The sequence below is a fragment of the Corynebacterium accolens genome, assembly GCF_023520795.1.
Lineage (GTDB): Bacteria > Actinomycetota > Actinomycetes > Mycobacteriales > Mycobacteriaceae > Corynebacterium > Corynebacterium accolens.
The window spans coordinates 408,723-428,733 of the sequence record NZ_CP046605.1 but is presented as its reverse complement, the minus strand read 5'-3'; the positions used below and the strand labels follow the sequence as shown (position 1 = coordinate 428,733).

13 protein-coding genes are annotated in these 20,011 nt (G+C 57.3%); 3 read left to right on the top strand and 10 right to left on the bottom strand.

The features are described 5' to 3' along the window. Positions 1-110: 110 nt before the first annotated feature. The 7 genes from fusA to CACC_RS02040 all read right to left on the bottom strand — a co-directional run bounded on the left by fusA (position 111) and on the right by CACC_RS02040 (position 7,065). Complete coding sequence (gene fusA / locus CACC_RS02070) at positions 111-2,240, bottom strand: elongation factor G (protein ID WP_023016729.1); 2,130 nt, start codon at positions 2,238-2,240, stop codon at positions 111-113. A gap of 319 nt (positions 2,241-2,559) precedes the next feature. Continuing rightward, positions 2,560-3,027: a 30S ribosomal protein S7 gene (gene rpsG / locus CACC_RS02065; RefSeq protein WP_005276881.1), complete on the bottom strand. Its 468-nt coding sequence runs from the start codon at positions 3,025-3,027 to the stop codon at positions 2,560-2,562. 6 nt (positions 3,028-3,033) lie between these two features. After that, a complete protein-coding gene (rpsL, locus tag CACC_RS02060) occupies positions 3,034-3,405 on the bottom strand; it encodes a 30S ribosomal protein S12 (protein WP_005276879.1) in 372 nt (123 codons plus the stop codon). 263 nt (positions 3,406-3,668) lie between these two features. Beyond that, positions 3,669-4,220 (bottom strand): nucleoside/nucleotide kinase family protein, encoded by a 552-nt coding sequence (locus CACC_RS02055; RefSeq protein WP_005276877.1) that lies wholly within the window; start codon positions 4,218-4,220, stop codon positions 3,669-3,671. Positions 4,221-4,246: 26 nt separating this feature from the next. Beyond that, on the bottom strand, positions 4,247-5,017 hold the full coding sequence (locus CACC_RS02050; protein ID WP_005276876.1) for an energy-coupling factor transporter transmembrane component T family protein: 771 nt from the start codon (positions 5,015-5,017) through the stop codon (positions 4,247-4,249). Further along, complete coding sequence (locus CACC_RS02045) at positions 5,010-6,437, bottom strand: ABC transporter ATP-binding protein (RefSeq protein WP_005276875.1); 1,428 nt, start codon at positions 6,435-6,437, stop codon at positions 5,010-5,012. Before CACC_RS02045 ends, CACC_RS02050 begins: the two co-directional genes overlap by 8 nt. A 13-nt stretch (positions 6,438-6,450) precedes the next feature. Next, positions 6,451-7,065, bottom strand: a complete 615-nt coding sequence (locus CACC_RS02040) for an ECF transporter S component (RefSeq protein WP_005276874.1) — start codon at positions 7,063-7,065, stop codon at positions 6,451-6,453. Positions 7,066-7,579: 514 nt separating this feature from the next. Here CACC_RS02040 and CACC_RS02035 point away from each other — a divergent pair. Further along, positions 7,580-8,335, top strand: coding sequence for a hypothetical protein (locus tag CACC_RS02035; protein ID WP_244262128.1), 756 nt, complete (start codon positions 7,580-7,582; stop codon positions 8,333-8,335). Between the two features lie 177 nt (positions 8,336-8,512). Here CACC_RS02035 and CACC_RS02030 read toward each other — a convergent pair whose 3' ends face one another. The 3 genes from CACC_RS02030 to pgfA form a co-directional block, all read right to left on the bottom strand. After that, positions 8,513-12,508 (bottom strand): DNA-directed RNA polymerase subunit beta', encoded by a 3,996-nt coding sequence (locus CACC_RS02030; protein ID WP_035108290.1) that lies wholly within the window; start codon positions 12,506-12,508, stop codon positions 8,513-8,515. A gap of 132 nt (positions 12,509-12,640) precedes the next feature. Further along, positions 12,641-16,135, bottom strand: coding sequence for a DNA-directed RNA polymerase subunit beta (rpoB, locus tag CACC_RS02025; RefSeq protein WP_005276870.1), 3,495 nt, complete (start codon positions 16,133-16,135; stop codon positions 12,641-12,643). A gap of 374 nt (positions 16,136-16,509) precedes the next feature. Next, positions 16,510-17,523: a cell envelope lipid trafficking protein PgfA gene (gene pgfA, locus CACC_RS02020; protein ID WP_005276868.1), complete on the bottom strand. Its 1,014-nt coding sequence runs from the start codon at positions 17,521-17,523 to the stop codon at positions 16,510-16,512. A 366-nt stretch (positions 17,524-17,889) separates the two neighbouring features. Here pgfA and CACC_RS02015 point away from each other — a divergent pair, with 366 nt between their 5' ends. Both CACC_RS02015 and CACC_RS02010 read left to right on the top strand, forming a co-directional pair. Further along, positions 17,890-18,885 (top strand): ATP-grasp domain-containing protein, encoded by a 996-nt coding sequence (locus CACC_RS02015; RefSeq protein ID WP_005276867.1) that lies wholly within the window; start codon positions 17,890-17,892, stop codon positions 18,883-18,885. A gap of 148 nt (positions 18,886-19,033) precedes the next feature. Further along, positions 19,034-19,939 (top strand): SagB/ThcOx family dehydrogenase, encoded by a 906-nt coding sequence (locus CACC_RS02010; RefSeq protein ID WP_232218869.1) that lies wholly within the window; start codon positions 19,034-19,036, stop codon positions 19,937-19,939. The last annotated feature ends 72 nt before the right edge of the window (positions 19,940-20,011 follow it).

Genomic DNA, 20,011 nt, shown 5'->3' with positions numbered 1-20,011 from the left:
ACTCAGCCCGCCGCTACCCTGGCCCAGTTGCCACATTTAGCGGTGAGGCTGGCATCTACTGGCAGAGACTACCAGCCCTTAGCCACCGCTGAACGGGCGGGGCGTCTCTATTAGTTAGCGCCGCCGGTGCGCTCTTCGATGATCTCCTGAGCCACGGAGGAAGGAACCTCAGCGTAGGAGTCGAAGACCATGGTGAAGTTAGCGCGGCCTGCGGTGGAAGAACGCAGGTCACCGATGTAGCCGAACATTTCAGACAGCGGAACCTTGGCCTTGACGACCTTGGCGCCAGAGCGGTCTTCCATGGCGAAGACCTGGCCACGACGGGAGGAGATGTCACCGTTAACGGTACCCATGTACTCCTCAGGGGTAACAACCTCAACGGCCATCATTGGCTCCAGCAGAACCGGCTTTGCCTTGGCCATAGCTTCCTTGAATACCTGGGAGCCGGCCAGCTTGAAGGCCATCTCAGAGGAGTCAACGTCGTGGTAAGCGCCGTCTTCCAGCGTTGCCTTGATGTTGACCATCGGGAAGCCAGCCAGGTAGCCGTACTGCATTGCGTCCTGGATACCAGCATCGACGGAAGGGATGTATTCCTTCGGCACGCGGCCACCGGTCACGGCGTTCTCGAAAGCGTAGGTTGCGGACTCGCCCTCTTCCAAGGTCTCTGGGTCCGGGTTGTACGGCTCGATGGTGCAGATAACCTTTGCGAACTGACCGGAACCACCAGTCTGCTTCTTGTGGGTGTAGTCGATGGACTCCACCTTGCGGCGAATGGTCTCGCGGTAGGCAACCTGCGGGTTACCGATGTTTGCCTCGACCTTGAACTCGCGCTTCATGCGGTCAACCAGCACGTCGAGGTGTAGCTCGCCCATACCGCCGATGACGGTCTGGCCAGTCTCATCATCCAGCTCAACGGTGAAGGTTGGGTCCTCGGCAGCGAGCTTCTGGATGGCGTTACCCAGCTTCTCCTGGTCGGCCTTGGTCTTCGGCTCGATGGAGACCTTGATAACCGGGTCCGGGAAGTCCATGGACTCAAGAATGATCTGGTCATTCTTGTCACACAGGGTGTCACCGGTGGTGGTTTCCTTCAGACCAACAACGGCGTAGATGTTGCCGGCGTCAGCCTGCTCCACCGGGTTCTCCTTGTTGGCGTGCATCTGGAAGAGCTTACCGATGCGCTCCTTCTTGCCCTTGGTGGAGTTCATGACCTCGGTACCAGGGGTGACCTGGCCGGAGTACACGCGCACGAAGTTGAGCTGACCGAAGAACGGGTGAGCTGCAATCTTGAAGGACAGTGCGGAGAAGGAAGACTCAACGGAAGGCTTACGGGTAAGCTGCTGGTCCTCATCGCCCACAGCGTGGCCGATAACCTCGCCCACGTCCAGCGGGTTAGGCAGGAAGTCCACAACAGCATCCAGCAGTGGCTGGACACCCTTGTTGCGGTAAGCGGTACCACAGTAGACCGGGTAAATCTCAGAGTTGATGGTCAGCTTACGGATGCCGGCCTTCAGCTCGTCGATGGAGAGCTCTTCGCCGCCGAAGTACTTCTCCATGAGTTCTTCATCAGACTCTGCAACGGCCTCAACCAGCTGCTCGCGGTACTGCTCAGCCTTTTCCTTGAGGTCCTCAGGGATCTCCTCGTAGGTTGGCTCAGCGCCGGTTTCGACCTTGCCGCGCCAGGTGATGGCCTGCATGTTCAGCAGGTCAACAACGCCGTCGAAGTCATCCTCAGCGCCGATAGGCAGCTGCATAACGAGCGGCTTGGCACCCAAGCGCTCAACGATGGTGTCAACGGTGTAGTAGAAGTCTGCGCCCAGCTTGTCCATCTTGTTGACGAAACAGATGCGCGGAACGTCGTACTTAGCGGCCTGGCGCCACACCTGCTCGGACTGTGGCTCCACGCCTTCCTTACCGTCGAAGACGGCGACGGCGCCATCGAGGACACGCAGGGAGCGCTCAACCTCAACGGTGAAGTCAACGTGACCCGGGGTGTCAATGATGTTGATCTGGTTGTTGTTCCAGAAACAGGTCACGGCAGCCGAGGTAATGGTGATGCCGCGTTCCTTTTCCTGTGCCATCCAGTCAGTGGTGGATGCACCGTCGTGGGTCTCGCCCACCTTACGGTTGATACCGGTGTAGAAGAGAATACGCTCGGTGGTGGTCGTCTTACCAGCATCGATGTGGGCCATGATGCCAATGTTGCGGACCTTGTTCAGATCCTTGAGCACTTCTTGTGCCACGTTTATACCCCAACTTGATAGTCGTCGACGCCGTGACCAGAAACCTGGCTAAGACGCCTGCATGGATAAGTTCTTGAAAAGTTTGCCATTGTGTGGCCGTGCTAGGTGCCCAGCGGCTCCTAGACTTCCATCGCTTCAGTGTACTGGACACAAAGCGAATGCGCTGGACTAGCCCAGCTGTGCTGGACTAAATCACACCCTGTGCCACCAAAATGGCCCAAGCAAGAGATATGAAGTTTTGTGTCGCCGCCGGGGAACCCGGAAATCAGCGCGAAACTCGTTTCTCGTTGCTTAGGCCATTGATGAAGGTGCTGAAAAATTACCAGCGGTAGTGAGCGAAGGCGCGGTTAGCCTCAGCCATCTTGTGGGTATCCTCACGGCGCTTCACGGAAGCACCGAGGCCGTTGGAGGCATCCAGGATCTCGTTGGCGAGACGCTCGATCATGGAGTTCTCGCGACGCTGACGGGTGAAGGTCACCATCCAGCGCAGTGCCAAGGTGTTGGCGCGGTCCGGACGGACCTCAACCGGCACCTGGTAGGTAGCGCCACCCACGCGGCGGGAGCGAACCTCGAGGTCCGGGCGGATGTTGCCCAGGGCCTTTTCAAGGGTGCCAACCGGGTCAGTGCCGGTCTTCTCGCGGCAAGCCTCAAGCGCGCCGTAGACGATGCGCTCTGCGGTGGACTTCTTGCCGTCCTGGAGGATCTTGTTGACGAGCATGCTTACCTGCTCGGAGTTGTATACCGGGTCCTTTACTACAGGACGCTTCGGAGCAGCATTCTTACGCATTGTTTATTACTGTCCCTTCTTTGCGCCGTAACGGGAACGAGCCTGCTTACGGTCCTTGACGCCCTGGGCATCCAGGGAGCCACGGATGATCTTGTAACGAACACCTGGAAGGTCCTTCACACGGCCGCCGCGAACGAGGACCATGGAGTGCTCCTGCAGGTTGTGGCCCTCACCTGGGATGTAGGCCGAAACCTCGATGCCGCTGGTAAGGCGCACACGAGCAACCTTACGAAGAGCGGAGTTCGGCTTCTTCGGGGTGGTGGTGTACACGCGGGTGCACACGCCACGACGCTGCGGGGAACCCTTCAGCGCAGCGGTAGAGACCTCTTTGCGCTTGGTCTGGCGGCCCTTGCGGACCAGCTGTTGAATAGTTGGCATTAAACAGTCTTTCTGTCGAATTGCACCACTTCTTAAGAAGGGAACCAAACATGCAAAAATAGGCGCTCTTTCCCGGGGCGCTTCCGCATGTCCAGAACTCTTCCCAAGGCGGGCGCCTTGTTAAGGATCAGACTTTTCACCATGTTCTTTGCGCGCCATATTCACACAGGGCGCGCAGTACATAGTGAACTAGCGCTAAGACTAGCAAAGCCAGCGCCATGAACACAAAACCGGTAGTCTATCCTGCCGGCGGCGCGGAGGGACTACTCCCACTCCCACGTCAGGTCTGGCTCTGCAGCCTTGTCAGAAAAGTAGGATTTTTCCTGTTCTTCCCAAGTGGCAAACCACTTTTCGTAGGCCGGCTCGCGCGCAATCGCGCGCTCATAGCGCTGCTCGCGGGGGCCATCGATGCGCACGGTTACTACCGCGCCGCGCTTTTTCGCGGCCGCAATGTTGTCCGCGGTCACGGAGCCAACGCCCTCAACGATGAGATCATCCCGCACGTCGAGGCTGGCCCAGTCACCGGGGCAATTGGCTTCCCAATCCCAGCGCCAATAGCCGGGATTCATGGTGCGCAAGACTTGCTCGCCCACCATCTCGGAGCCCTTCTCCAAGCCATGCCAGCCGGGATAGAATTCATCGAGGTGAACCACCCGCCAATTGGTGCGATCTGCCAAGGTGGCGGCGGTCCAGGTTTTGCCGGAGCCAGAGGGGCCATCGATAAGCACCGTGATGGGTTTAAACGCACGCTTTCGCGAGGCTGCTAGCTTAACGATGTCCTCCAAGAGGCGCTCTTGTTCGGCATCAATGTCCATAGTGCTTGAATCACTGCTTTCGCGGATTAAAGGCCAAAGAATCTCCAGGCCCCAGTAAGTACCGAAGTTACCACCGGTACACAAGCAAGGGCGAGGCCGCAGGCCATCACCCACCCATCGCGGGCGTGCAACCTGGATTCTCGGGCCCAGGTCCGCTCCCCTCCTCCGGGTGGGGTGCGCCCAAATCCGCGCGCTTCCATCGCCGTCGCAAGCTTGCCGCCGCGGCGCAGGGCAATGACCAATAGGCCAAAGGACATCGTAAGCAAGTGCTTGAATCGACCTTCATCCGTAAGCCCGCGGGCCCTGCGCGCCATGCCGAGCGATTGCCAATCGGATTTCAGCAGCGTCATCATGCGCACGCCGGCCACAGCACCAATGACGAAGCGGGAGGGAAGGCGGAGGATCTGCGAGAGGGCATCGCCAAGCTCGGTGGGATCGATATCGCGCGCGAGCACCACCGTCGGTAGGGCGACCGCGAGCACACGCAGCGTGATCGCGATGGCCAGGGTGAGCGAATTTTCCGTCACCGTAATCAGCCACCAGCTGAAGTACTCCTCTCCCCCGGGCGCGCCATACAGCAGCATGGAAATGCCCGATAGCGGGGCGATGAGGAATAAGAACCAGCCGGCCTTCCACAACCGCACCCAGGACACACCGCACAGCGGCGCCAGGATGAGCGTCAGGCTCAGCGATAGCGCCGCCGATACCCAGTCGATGGAGGCGAGCAGCGGCGTAACCCAGACGAACATCAGGAAGATGCGGGTTAGCGGGTTGACGTTGCGCAAGAGATTAGGCACCGCGCACCTCCACCTGGTGGTCACCCAAGGCCTCTATAAACAGCGGGTCATGGGTAATGGAGGCAATGGTGATGCCGTCATCGGCCAATTGGCGCAAGAGCCCCACCAATTCCACGAAGGTGCCGGGATCCTGGCCAAAGGTCGGCTCGTCCAAAAGCAGCACCTCCGGCGCGGTCACCAGGGCCGTTGCGACCGAAAGGCGGCGTTTTTCGCCACCGGATAGCGTAAACGGATTGGCCTTGAGCAAGTGCCCCAAGCGCAGCGATTCCACCAGCTGCGCGATGCGCTTTTCTGGGGGATCGACGCGCATGACCTTGGGCGCGACCCGCAATTCCTCTTCCACGCTGCGGGCGACAAATTGGTGTTCCGGATTTTGGAAGACGAAACCAATGCGGTCAGCCAATTCGCGGGATTTCCACCGGGAAGGCGGGCCCTTGACGCCGCGGCGGATGAAGTCAGCGACCCCGATTTCCCCGGATTCGGCCGGAAGTAGCCCCGCCATAGTCATCAGCCACGTCGATTTTCCCACGCCATTGCGGCCGGTAATAACGGTCGAGCCCCCCGCTGGCAGGGAGATGGACCGCGGCGGACCATAGCGGGTTACCAAATCCTTGCTCCACAACGCGGCGTTGGACTCATCGAGGGCATCGCTTGCCAGCGACCGCGCCTGCGGGAGGCCGGTGACCTGGCGCTTGCGGGCGGCGTCAGCAAAGGGGCCATCAGAAATAATGCGCCCATCCTTCAGCTCTACCGCGCGGTCCAACACGCCTTCCCACGCCGCATGTTGATGCTCGACTACCACCAAGGTGGCACCCGTGTGCTCTACCAGCTTGCCGACGGCCCGCACCACATCCCCCGCCCCTTCCGGATCCAGGTTGGCGGTGGGCTCGTCCAATAGAACCACGCCCGCGCCCATGGCGATGACCCCGGCCAGTGCCAGGCGTTGCTTCTGCCCGCCGGAGAGGTGCTCGGTGGGAAAATCCAGGTCCACATATGGGCCTACCAACTCTTGGGCTTGGCGCACCCTGCGCCAGATCTCCTCGCGCGGATATGCCAGGTTCTCGCAGCCAAAGGCGATATCATCGCCCACGCGCGCGGAGATAACTTGCGAATCCGGATCCTGCAGGACCAAACCCACCGGAATGGTCCGGCCCGGTTCTTCGACCGTGCCCGCCGAATCCTCCAAGGTGATCTCGCCGGTGCGCGTGCCTTCTTCGTCAGAGCCCAAGACGCCGGCGATCGCCGCCAAAAGCGTGGACTTTCCGGAGCCGGAATCCCCGCACAGCAAGACCTTCTCACCGGGTTCGATGACAAGGTCTATGTCCTGCAGCGCCGGTTGCGAACGCCCAGCGTGGGTCCACCCGTAACCGCGGGCCGCGATTTTTGTGGCATTTCCTGCTAAGCGTGAAAAATCAGTCACGGCAATCTAGACCCTAAGCGCGCTGTTCGCGGCCTACTGCAAAGCGGTCAAGGGCACCGGTCTTTGCCAATGCCTTCACCAGGTAGAAGCCCAGGGCGCCCGCCAAGATAGCACCGGAAATGGTCAGGGTGACCAAGTAAATCATATTGAACTCGAAGGACTTCGCGAGGTTACCGGAGGTAAACAGCTCCAGGACGAAAGCGCCCCAGCCTGCTGCCATACCGGCCAGGATGGTCACCCCAAGGTTGAACTGCCGGTACATGAAGATGGCAAAGATGATCTCCACGCCAATACCCTGTGCCAGGCCCGAGTACAGGGTGCTAATACCCCACTGCGAGCCCAAGACGGCCGACACCGTCGCGGCAAGGACCTCCACGTAGACTGCCGCACCCGGCTTGCGGATGACCAATCCACCCAGGATGCCGCCCAGTAGCCAGATACCGGTGGCCAAGCCACCAAGCCCCGGCGTGAGCGCATCCATGGCCTCATACCAGGCATAGCCCACGGCATTCCAGCCCAAGAATACGAAGCCACAGGCAACACCCAAGACGGATGCCACCACAATATCCACCACGCGCCAGTTCAGGTTGCGCTTTGGCGCTGCGGACGCAGCTGCATTAGTAGTCATTATTTCCTCCCTCTCGCCGGAATTACCCGGATCAGGTTCAACGGTTCACCGCGTCATATCGCAGTATCTCAGCCTTCATTTCTGCGCCGGTGCGGCCTGTGCGCCCCACGGACCCACAGATTCTTAAAGCTCCCGTGTAATGGTTTAAATCAAGTAGTCCAAGGCCCACATTTTTACTAATCTGGGCCACAGGCTTTACTCATACTAGCAGGCACGCATACGGGTCCTCACAACCAATTCGGCGGCCGAATTGGGCTCCCAGTAACGGGAAACCTATACACAATCCATCAGACGCTCTCAAAACGAAAGGGCCCCGTCCGATGCTTCGGTTTGTAACCGGTGTTCGAACGTGGCCCTTCCTACTGGAGTGAATTAAGATCCTAGGTGGCTATATCACTCTCTCCATTCCGAGAATAGACCAAAAAGCACACTATGACAAGATCACCTAATCCGCGATGCCGAGGAAGACGAAGCAATGCACGGATCCAGACATGAACAGCATGTACTACAGACGTTGGGAGAACAGCGCACTGAAAAATATTTAACCCAAATGGGAAATCATGCTGGTCGAGCCCTCACGCTTTATAGGTGGGACCTTCAACTATCTGCGGCGCTTTGGAACTTATTATCCGTTTTTGAGATTGTCCTCAGAAACAAGATTTGCAAAGCGATCGATGAATGGAGCGATGAGCAGGAGCCTCAAAGCAATAAAAATTGGATTGAACATCCCACTTGCAATGTATCCTTCCCGCTCTCCAAAGTCAGCCAACAAATTGCAAACAGAGCCCTAGGAAAAGCCAGGAATGCTAAAGGGATTCGCGACAACGGAACCGGGCTCATCGAAGGAACTCATCCGCGAAAAGGTCAACCCATTAACCGCGATGACATTATTGCCCAAGTCACCTTAACTCAATGGAAGGAAGCTTTCTTCTACCGAGAACCGACAATTCGCCCCGATGGCACCCGCAAGTATTACCCTAACGAGACCACCTATACGAATCTCAAGTCCGTGTACAAAGAGATAACTAGCCGGGCGCTGTCATCGGGCCCTAAGAGTATTTCCCCTGATCGAGCTAGTTTTATCATGCATCACGCCGTTTTGCTTAGAAATAGAATTAGCCACCAAGAGTCACTGATCGATATCGATTGCAGCATCTACCGGAAGGAAATTTTTGAATTACTTAATTGCTTGGATCCTAACGTTCTTCAATATTTTTCGGCGAGCGATCCCCTTCCAGAAATTCTGAAAAACGATCCTCGTTCAAAGTGACGTTAAATTGTATCCCAATTTAAAGCCCATATTTGAAAATCAAAATATTTATAGGCCATCTGCGTTAATAGAGAAATATCCTGAAAGAGCCCCCGCTTACCGTGTGCACGGAAGCGGGGGCTCTGACTGGACGCGGTGCCGAGGGGGCACGGCCGAGGGGGCACGAGCGCCTAGGACTTAGAAGGTGAAGTCCTCATCCAGCGGAACGGAAGCGCCGGTGAATTCACCGAAGCCGTCATCACCGTAGATGGAATCGCCGTAAGTCGGAATCGAGTAAGCGGCGTTGCGCGCAGCCTCGGTCGGCTTGACGGAGATATTGCGGTAACGGGAGATACCGGTACCGGCCGGGATCAGCTTACCGATGATGACGTTTTCCTTGAGGCCGATGAGCTTATCGGAGCGCTTGTTAATAGCGGCATCGGTAAGCACACGCGTGGTCTCCTGGAACGAAGCAGCGGACAGCCAAGACTCGGTAGCCAAGGAGGCCTTGGTAATACCCATGATCTCCGAGCGCAGCTGCGCCGGCTCGCCGCCTTCTGCAACCTGTGCAGCGTTCATCTGCTTGGCCTCAGAAAGGTCGATCAGGTTGCCCGGCAGCAGCTCCGTGGTACCGGCGTCGATGACGGTACCGCGGCGCAGCATCTGGCGGATGATGATCTCGATGTGCTTGTCGTGGATGGCCACACCCTGGGTGCGGTACACGGCCTGCACCTCGTTGATGAGGTGCTGCTCCACACCGCGACGACCCAGAACCTCGAGCACGTCGTGCGGGTCAGCCGCACCACGCATCAAGCGGTCACCGGTCTCAACGTGGTCGCCGTCCTTCAAGGAACGCTCGATCATCGCATCCGGGTTGGACTCCATCGGGCGACGCACCTGGGCCAGGCCCTGGCGCTTGGAGAGCTTCTCGTAAACCACGTCATCAGAACCGTCATCCGGGGTGATGGTCATGGTCCAGAAGTTGCCCTCATCGGACAGGGACACGGTGCCGTCCACGGAAGCAATCGGTGCGCGGTTCTTCGGGTTACGAGCCTCGAAGAGCTCCTGCACACGCGGCAGACCACCGGTAATGTCGCCACCGACACCACCCTGGTGGAAGGTACGCATGGTCAGCTGGGTACCAGGCTCACCAATGGACTGTGCAGCCACGATGCCGACGGCCTCGCCGATGTCGACCAATTGGCCGGACGCCATGGACTTGCCGTAGCACTTCGCACAGACACCGGCCGGGGTCTGGCAGGTCAGCACGGAGCGGACCTTGACGTCGGTGACCTTGGCATCGAGAAGCTTCTGCGTGAGCTCCTCGGTCAGGTCTGCACCGGCCTCTGCAACGACCTCGCCGTTCTCGTCCTTGACGTCCGTAGCAAGCACGCGACCGGAAGCGGAGGTCTCCCACAGCTCGGAGAGGACGACCTTGTCGCCGGAGACCTCGCCGATAGGAACGCGCACGCCCTGGCGGGTGCCACAGTCCTCTTCGCGGACGATGACATCCTGAGCAACGTCCACCAGACGACGGGTGAGATAGCCAGAGTCAGCGGTACGCAGCGCGGTATCGGCCAGACCCTTACGGGAACCGTGGGAGTTGTTGAAGTACTCCAGCACGGACAGGCCTTCGCGGAAGGAGGTCTTAATCGGACGGGTGATGTAATCACCGTGCGAGTTCACAACCATGCCCTTCATACCGGCCAGCGTCCAGATCTGACGCATGTTACCGGCAGCACCCGACTTCACAATCATTGGAATTGGGTTGTAATCCGGGTAGATGCTCTCAACGGCCTCACCGACGGTATCGGTAGCGTCCTTCCACAGCTCTACCAGGCGGTCATAACGCTCGCGCTCCGTGAGTGCACCCTGCTCCCAGTACTTACGCTCAATGCGCTCTGCTTCCTTCTCATAAGACTCGAGGATCTCGGTCTTATTCGGCAGCACCAGCACGTCAGACATCGTAATGGTCACACCGGAACGGGTTGCCCAGTAGAAGCCAGCGTCCTTCATGTTGTCCAGAACCTGGGCCACGGTGATCATTGGGTACTTGGTGGCCAAGTCATTGACCACGTCACCAATGAGCACCTTGCCGTCGGTGCCGCCGCCCTTACGGACCATGATGCCCTCAAGGTACGGGTAGTTCCACGGCAGCAGCTCGTTGAACATGATGCGGCCGATGGTGGTGTAGCCCAACCATGCCTGGCCCTTGGACCAGCCATCAGGGAAGAGCTCTGCCTCGATGTCCTCTGGCGGGCGCAGGTGATCGATGCGGACCTTGATCGGTGCCTGCAGGCCAACCGTGCCGCGGTCGTAGGCCATGAGGGCCTCGGCGTAGGAGGAGTACACGCCCGTTGCCGGGTAGTCCTCGCCAGCCTCGCGGTAACGACCGTTGCCACCAATCTCGTCCTCTGCCTTGTCCATGGTGAGGTAGTACAGGCCGGTCACCATGTCCAGACGCGGCATAGCCAGTGGCTTACCGGATGCCGGGGACAGGATGTTGTTGGAAGCCAGCATCAGCACGCGAGCCTCTGCCTGTGCCTCGGCGGATAGCGGCAGGTGAACTGCCATCTGGTCACCGTCGAAGTCGGCGTTGAACGCCTCACAAGCCAGCGGGTGCAGCTGAATAGCCTTACCCTCAACCAGCTTCGGCTCGAAGGCCTGGATACCCAGGCGGTGCAGCGTAGGCGCACGGTTGAGCATCACTGGGTGCTCAGAAATGGCCTGCTCCAGCACGTCCCACACCTCTGGGCGCTGGCGCTCCACCATGCGCTTAGCAGACTTGATGTTCTGGGCGTAGTCGTTTTCGACCAAGCGCTTCATGACGAAAGGCTTGAACAGCTCGAGTGCCATCAGCTTCGGCAGACCACACTCGTGCAGCTTCAGCTGCGGGCCGACGATAATAACGGAACGACCGGAGTAGTCCACGCGCTTACCCAGCAGGTTCTGGCGGAAACGGCCCTGCTTGCCCTTGAGCAAGTCAGACAGGGACTTCAACGGGCGGTTGCCCGGGCCGGTAACCGGACGGCCACGGCGGCCGTTATCGAAGAGCGCGTCCACAGACTCCTGCAGCATGCGCTTCTCGTTATTCACGATGATCTCTGGTGCGCCCAAGTCGATCATGCGCTTCAGGCGGTTATTGCGGTTGATAACGCGGCGGTACAGGTCATTCAGGTCCGAGGTGGCGAAGCGGCCACCGTCGAGCTGCACCATCGGGCGCAACTCAGGCGGAATAACCGGAATAGCGTCCAGCACCATGCCTGCCGGGTCGTTGCCGGAGTTAAGGAATGCGGCAACGACCTTGAGGCGCTTAAGCGCGCGCATCTTCTTCTGGCCCTTGCCGTTGTTGATGATCTCGCGCAGCTCCTCAGCCTCTGCCTCGAGGTCGAAATTGCGGACCAAGGTCTGGATGGCTTCTGCACCCATGCCGCCGGTGAAGTAATCCTCGTAGCGGTCAACCAGCTCTTCGTAGATGGTCTCATCGATGACCATCTGCTTCGGAGCAAGCTTCAAGAAGGTGTTCCAGATTTCATCCAGGCGTGCGACTTCCCGCTCGCCGCGCTCGCGGATGTGCTGCATTTCCTTATCAGCAGCGTTTTGTACCTTCTTGCGGGCATCGGCACGCGCTCCGGCTGCCTCCAGCTCCGCCAAGTCGGACTCGAGCTTGGAAGCGCGCTCTGCGATCTCGGACTCGGTCTCGTCCTCAACGTCCTTCTTCTCCAGGAGCATTTCTGCTTCCAGAGTGGACTGATCGTTGTGGCGAGCCTCTTCATCAACGGAGGTGATGATGTTGGCAGCGAAGTAGATGATGCGCTCAAGGTCCTTCGGTGCCAGGTCCAGCAGGTAGCCCAAGCGGGAAGGAACGCCCTTGAAGTACCAGATGTGGGTTACCGGAGCGGCCAGCTCGATGTGGCCCATGCGCTCACGACGCACCTTGGACTTGGTGACCTCAACGCCGCAACGCTCACAGATGATGCCCTTGTAGCGGACGCGCTTGTACTTACCACAAGCACACTCCCAGTCACGGGTAGGTCCGAAAATGCGCTCGCAGAACAGGCCGTCCTTTTCCGGCTTCAGCGTGCGGTAGTTAATGGTCTCGGGCTTTTTAACCTCGCCCTTAGACCAGCGACGGATATCGTCAGCAGTGGCCAGACCGATGCGGAGCTCGTCGAAGAGATTTACGTCAAACACGTAATGTCTCCCTTTCATCCTCGTCATGTGAGGAATTGATGGCTTTTAATGAATTAATCTTTATTGCCCGCCCGCGGCGGCCCCGGTGTTAAACACCGGAACCGTGCATTCCGCAGTGGACCGAGAATCTATTTAGGCGATGTCAGCGGAAGAACCCTCATCGCGGGACAAGTTAATGCCAAGCGATGGGCTATCCATGTCATCGTCATCAGAGCCAGACAGCTCCATCGGGGTGCCGTCAGTGGAAAGAACCTCCACGTTCAAGCACAGGGACTGCAGCTCCTTGAGCAACACCTTGAAGGACTCAGGGATGCCCGGATCTGGAATATTGTCGCCCTTCACGATGGCCTCGTAGACCTTCACGCGGCCTACCACGTCATCGGACTTGATGGTAAGCAGCTCCTGCAGGGTGTAGGCAGCGCCGTAAGCCTGCATTGCCCACACCTCCATCTCGCCGAAGCGCTGGCCACCGAACTGAGCCTTACCACCCAGTGGCTGCTGGGTAATCATGGAGTAAGGACCAGTGGAACGGGCGTGAATCTTCTCATCGACCAAGTGGTGCAGCTTGAGCATGTACATGTAGCCCACGGAGATGGGGTACTTGTACGGCTCGCCGGACCGGCCATCGAAAAGCGTGGCCTTACCGTGCTCGTTGACCAGTACGTCGCCGTCGCGGTTCGGGCGGGACGATGCCAACAGGCGCTCGATCTCGTGGTTGGTAGCACCGTCGAAGACCGGGGTGGCGGTCAGGGAGTCCGCTGGGACATCGTAAAGCTCTTCCGGCAAGGTCTTGAGCAGCTCGGCATTAGCCGGATCCTCGGTGTCGACCTTCCAACCAGCGTGAGCCAACCAGCCCAAGTGCAGCTCAAGAACCTGGCCGATGTTCATACGACGCGGCACACCGTGGGTGTTCAGCAGGATGTCCACCGGGGTGCCGTCCTCCATGAACGGCATATCCTCTGGCGGCAAAATCTTGCCCACAACACCCTTGTTGCCGTGGCGGCCGGCCATCTTATCGCCGTCCTGGATCTTGCGCTTTTGCGCAACGTAGACGCGGATCATCTCGTTGACGCCAGGTGCCAGGTCGTCATCGTCATCGCGGGAGAAGCGAGCAACGCCAATAACCTTGCCCACCTCACCGTGCGGAACCTTCATGGAGGTATCGCGAACCTCGCGGGCCTTCTCACCGAAGATGGCGCGCAGCAGGCGCTCTTCCGGAGTCAGCTCGGTCTCCCCCTTCGGGGTGACCTTACCCACCAGGATATCGCCGGCACGAACGTCAGCACCGATGCGGATGATGCCGCGCTCATCGAGGTCGCTCAAGACGTCCTCGGAGACGTTTGGAATCTCGCGGGTGATTTCTTCGGCGCCCAGCTTGGTGTCACGAGCATCGATCTCGTGCTCCTCGATGTGGACGGAGGTCAGGATGTCTTCTTCCACGATGCGCTGGTTGAGGATGATGGCGTCCTCGTAGTTGTGGCCTTCCCACGGCATGAACGCAACCAGCAGGTTACGGCCAAGCGACATCTCACCGTTGTGGGTACCCGGGCCATCGGCCAAAACCTGGCCGGCCTCTACCCGCTGACCCATGGACACCAGCGGGGTCTGGTTGTAGTTGGTGCCCTGGTTGGTGCGCTCGAACTTGCGCAGGATGTAGGTATCGCGCTGGCCCTCATCGTCCATGATGGTGATGACGTCAGCGGTGACGTTTTCCACCACACCGGCCTTTGGCGTGATGACGACGTCGCCAGCGTCATATGCGGCGCGCTGCTCCATACCGGTACCCACCAGTGGGGCCTCGGAGCGAACCAGCGGGACCGCCTGCTTCTGCATGTTCGCGCCCATCAAGGCACGGTTAGCATCGTCGTGCTCCAAGAACGGAATCATGGCGGTACCAACGGAGACCATCTGGCGCGGGGAAACGTCAACGTAGTCCACACCGGAGGCATCGGTCACTCCGATGTCACCCTCCTTCAGGCGGACCTCGATGCGCTCGCCGATCAAACGGCCTTCCTCGTCCTGCTCTACCTCGGCCTGAGCAATGGCGAAGCGGTCCTCCTCATCAGCGGTGAGGTACTCCACCTGGTCCGTAACCTTGCCGTCAACGACCTTGCGGTACGGGGTCTCGATGAAGCCGAAGGGGTTCACGCGGGCGTAGGACGCCAGCGCACCAATCAACCCAATGTTCGGACCCTCGGGGGTCTCAATCGGGCACATGCGGCCGTAGTGCGAAGCGTGCACGTCTCGCACCTCAATGCCGGCGCGCTCACGGGACAGACCGCCTGGGCCCAGCGCGGACAGGCGGCGCTTGTGGGTCAGGCCAGACAGGGAGTTGTTGTGGTCCATGAACTGCGAGAGCTGGGAGGTACCAAAGAACTCGCGGATAGCAGCAGAGACCGGACGCACGTTAATCAGGGACGTCGGCGTGATCGACTCAGCGTCCTGGGTGGTCATGCGCTCGCGCACGACGCGCTCCATGCGGGACAGGCCCACGCGGACCTGGTTCTGGATGAGCTCGCCCACGGTGCGCAGACGACGGTTACCAAAGTGGTCGATATCGTCGGTGTTCAGCGAGATCATCTCGCCGTTTGGCGCCTTCATCTCACGCTCGCCCACGTGCAGGCGTACCAGGTACTCCAGGGTGACGGCGATGTCTTCTTCGGTCAGAGTCATCAGACCGTCGTGGTCGCCGCCAAGGCCCAGCTTGCGGTTGGCCTTGTAACGGCCAACCTTGGCAAGGTCATAGCGCTTAGCGCGGAAGAAGGAGTTATCCAACAAGGACTGCGCCAACTCGCGGGTAGGCTGCTCGCCTGGGCGCTGCTTGCGGTAGATCTCCAGCAGCGCTTCATCGGTGTTGGATACACCGTCAGATTCTAGGGTGGACATCATGAGCTCAGAGAAGCTGAAGCGCTCCCTGATCTGCTCCTCGGTCCAGCCCAGCGCCTTCAACAGGACGGTTACCGGCTGGCGGCGCTTGCGGTCTATGCGCACGCCGACGGTATCGCGCTTGTCCACGTCGAACTCCAGCCAAGCACCGCGGGAAGGAATAATCTTCACGGAGTGCAGCGGGCGTTCGGTGGACTTATCGATGGAACGATCGAAGTACACGCCCGGGGAACGCACCAGCTGGGAGACGATGACGCGCTCGGTACCGTTCACGATGAAGGTACCCATATCAGTCATGATCGGGAAGTCACCGATGAAGACGGTCTGCGACTTAATCTCTTGGGTGTCGTTATTGATGAACTCTGCGGTCACGTACAGCGGCGCGGAGTAGTTGATGTCCTTTTCTTTACACTCATCGACGGTGTTTTTCACCGGCTCGAAGCGAGGCTCCGACAAGGACAGGGACATATTGCCCGAGTAGTCCTGAATCGGCGAGAGCTCTTCGAGGATATCCTCAAGGCCGCTCGTCACGCGTGCGTTATCGCCGCGCTCAGCCTGCTCACGCTCGCGCCATTCCGGCGAGCCGACGAGCCAAGCAAAGGAATCGAGTTGTACGTCAAGGAGGCCCGGCAGGGCGATAGGCTCGCTAATTTTTGCAAACGAGTATCGCTTCGGGGCTCCGGGGATATTGGCCACTGACTTGGTCTGGCGGGAGACTGCCAAGATGGGTCCTTCCAGCACCTCACGCGGATTGCTACTCGCCCTGGCCGACGAGCAACAAAACCGCTGGTAATTTTAGCATTCGGTCTGCTGTGGAGTGTCTGGGTTCAGAATGCACAAAATCACCTTGTCAAGTCGGTTTTGCCATCACCAACCCGAAAGGCTAAATGTGCACCGAAAATCCAGATTCCAGCGCAACGAATCAGTGTATAGGAAAAACTCAGGTATGTAAAGACACACCACACTTAAGGCTTTTCTTTCCGCGCTAGGGGGCAAGCTCTCGCTCGCCGCTGCGCCAACGCGGCAATAATGTTGCGCCAGATCTAGCGGGGCAACCACAAGCACCGTACCACTAAAAACTCATTCCACCGCAACCCGAACCGCGCTTAATACTCTTATCTGGCACTTTCGCTAGTCATTTCGCTGGCGCTTTTCTTTCCGCGTCGGCGCACATGCTTGTTTTTACGGTCGTAAATTCCCAGCACCCCAATGACTCCAATAAAGGTGAACACGATACCGATACCCAGTGCCGCCCACCGCGCAATCTCCGCCACGTGGTTGCGTGGGAACGATTTCGCTTCATCGAGTAGCGCCGCGCGGGACTTCTCTGAGGTGGAACCATTAAAGACGAATGCTTGCTCGCGGCCTACGCCCTCTCGGTCCGCGTAGTAGTCATCGATATCCATGTCCATGCCCACCACCAGGCCGGTAGCTTGGTCGACGTAGAAATCCGTACTGCCCGAGTGCATCAAATAACCAGGTTCGTGTCCCCCATCTTCCTTGGGGAAAGAGGTGGTATTGCCATCGGCGGCATAAAGCTGCGCTACGTTTGTTGGCTCGATTTCCTGGTGATACCGATACACCGTACGGCCATCTATTTCAGTTTCTTCTTCAAAGACCGCGTCCACTGCCTTGCGCAAGGTGGGGTCAAAGACTGGGTAATTCGTCTTTTCCGCATCCGCCGGGAATTTTAGCCAGTACCCATCGACAGCAACCTTCTCCTCAGGGCTGGCCAAGGTATGGCTCAGGCTGGCCTCTGCCTTTGCCTCACCGCTCAGGCGGTCAATGGGATAGGTCCACACCTGCGCTTGGCTTAAATCATCGAGTCCTTGGCCATCGCCGCGCAGGCGCGTCTCCCCTATGCGCAGCGTCGCAGTATCTTCATCCGAAGGCTCTTGGATGCCCGCATTGATCTGGTAGGTCATCGGCCCGGAATAAGGCGACGTTCCATCCTTATTGACCACTTGGGAATCCGCGGACTCATCCTTAAGAGTCCACGTGGTGTTTTTGAGTTCCAACGGCAGCCGCGGCGAGAAATCCAAAAACGCCGGCGCCGCTACTCCGGCGGCCACCATCGCTACGCCGAGGCCGAGCAGAAGGACGGAGAAGATGCGGGACTTGGGCAGCATGGTGGCTTATCCTACCGACTCGTTTGTTCAAAACACACTTCCTGAAACGAGATTTAGAACTTTTGTAGGATACCCGGACCCAAAGTGCTCATGTAGATTCTAATTACCGCAAGTAATGCACATCACACTACCGGGAGGTTTTACCTTGCATCACGCAGAAGTAGCACCGCGTCTCAGCACTCAGATAGCGCGGGAGATTCTAAACCAGACAGAACACCCCACACCACGACCCAATCACAAGCTGGACGCCTTTGTTAATGATTACAAAATCAAGGCAGCAAATCACGACGTAAAAAAGGACTTTTAGCTACCCCCTGTGGATGCAAGCCCCTCAAGCATGCACCCACAGGACCCCGCCATATATCTATGACGATCCTTATAGACAAAAATATCACCATAAGACTTCAAGGCCCAAGCAACGATTTTCAGCGAGAATTCCGCCACAATCACCCCGAATCGCTTCCATCAAAAAGTGTAGTCTTCATAACCCGCCAAGATGACCGAGAATGTGACCTCCTGTCGCTGATTCTCGCCAGCCAAAACATTGGAGTCGTACGAATTGACAGCGACGGCGAACTCAGTAAAGAGCTATTACCAATAGATAACTTCGGAAGACTGGTTACGGAACATGGCAACACCACGGTGACAGTAGCTTGGATCCGCCATTTTTCACGCGAATCTATAAAAAATATATCCTGCGTTAAAGAGGAAATAATTTATATCAAAGATCAGGCAATATCCTACATACAAACGCTTGAAGAGATTGCTTTATTTAGCGTAAACCAATTTTGTAACGCTCGGTCACGGCTTGCACAAATTCAGCTCGCCAATTCTATTGGACTTACTACCCCTCAAACGTCAATTGGATATGAAGCGGCGTTTCCCTTTTCAATTGCCAAACCGATTGGCCCCCACTGGGTAGAACCGACTCCGGGAACACTTCTTGGAGCTATGCCTAAACGTTTGAAGCTAGATCAATCAACTCGTGATGAGCCGGTACCTCTCCTATTCCAGAAGTATATGAACTCAGAGTATGAGCTCCGCTGCTACGTAATCGACCAAGAAGTTATCGTTTTCCGAGTATCGGGATATGACAATGCAGACGACCTGTGGCAAGAGAACAACGGCGTGAGCGTATCTCTATATAAATCTACCCAAAGATTAAAAGATATTCTAATTGAATACTCCCAACTATCCGGTTGTAATTTATGTGCTATCGACCTCCTAATACAAGGAGGTGACCCAATATTTCTTGAATGTAACGTTTGCTTCGATTGGCTATTCTACGAAGACCGAGCTGGCACGAATCTCGTCTCCAACGCCATTGCTAGATATTTACAAAGGACTTTAAACGATGCTTAGAATAGCGACAGTGGGCCATTTTCGGTTCAAGGGACCGTATCTCGTTTGGGACAACCCTCTAGAGCAAACTCAGACAATCTTAAACCAGAAGGCAAGGGAGGAACTCTTCCGCTTACTAGATAGTCAAACTATTAGTGGAGTAACGGTCGTGTCTAGCGAAGATTCATTTCCGGAACTCCAGAACTTAGGGGTACTACAGCATTTTTCTAATGAACCCCCCAATACCGAATGCACGGTTCTAGATATGTGGCCCGATACTCCTCCGCTCGCGCGCGACTACGCATTTGCCAGCGGAGTCCGTTCCGACGAGACAATCGCTCAACTAGATGAGCATCACCAGCATTTAAGGGAAAAACTCGCGCTCACCGGCCCACCGCATCATGTATGGGAGAATCCGATTTTCGCCAAGCAAGAATTGAACCTTCCGCACGGCGAGACAATAAGCTACACCAGAAGCTTCAAATCTGTTTTGAATTCTCGAAAATCTGCACGTTTTACGAATACAGAGCTAAAATCAATTAGCCTTAGGTCACTAGCATCAATCCTTTACGATTCCGCAAGCTTTTCAAAGCGCCCAACAACAAACGAACAGAAGTCCGGAAACATCCATTTTCGTTCGGCCCCATCTGCCGGAGGATTGTGCTCAACCGAGCTCATTGTCCGCGTTAGTAGATGCGATTCAATCGACGATGGTTATTATTTATACCACCCGAAAAACCATTCCTTACTGTTTCTCAATCATCTAGAGCCCTATAAGGAATGGAAGACCGCGGTTGGGAAACAATCGCATGTCGTGGATGCCCCAATACATTTTATTACTGTTGGTGATCCTCGAGTCATATCCTGGAAATACGAAAGTCTAAACTCGATTCGAACGCTCTGGCTAGAAATTGGGCACCTTAGCCAAGTTATTCAAATGGTTGCTACAGCCACTGACCACCTCTCTCGGGGCATTTCTCTCTTTCGGGAAGACATCATCGCTGACAACGCGGGACTAGATTGGCGATCTTTCCTCTGGGGCATGCTAATTGCAGTTGGGCCTAGGGACGACTGAGATGGCTTTGTTATAGGAGGAGCATTGAATATAAATAAAGTTGATCGCACCAACCCAAGTGATTTTAGACTA

Bases quoted from the DNA above. Each gene is read 5' to 3' on its own strand.
- CACC_RS02040 (WP_005276874.1), bottom strand. From the start codon at position 7,065: ATGACTACTAATGCAGCTGCGTCCGCAGCGCCAAAGCGCAACCTGAAC.
- rpsL (WP_005276879.1), bottom strand. From the start codon at position 3,405: ATGCCAACTATTCAACAGCTGGTCCGCAAGGGCCGCCAGACCAAGCGC.
- pgfA (WP_005276868.1), bottom strand. From the start codon at position 17,523: ATGCTGCCCAAGTCCCGCATCTTCTCCGTCCTTCTGCTCGGCCTCGGC.
- CACC_RS02055 (WP_005276877.1), bottom strand. From the start codon at position 4,220: ATGGACATTGATGCCGAACAAGAGCGCCTCTTGGAGGACATCGTTAAG.
- rpsG (WP_005276881.1), bottom strand. From the start codon at position 3,027: ATGCGTAAGAATGCTGCTCCGAAGCGTCCTGTAGTAAAGGACCCGGTA.
- CACC_RS02015 (WP_005276867.1), top strand. From the start codon at position 17,890: ATGACGATCCTTATAGACAAAAATATCACCATAAGACTTCAAGGCCCA.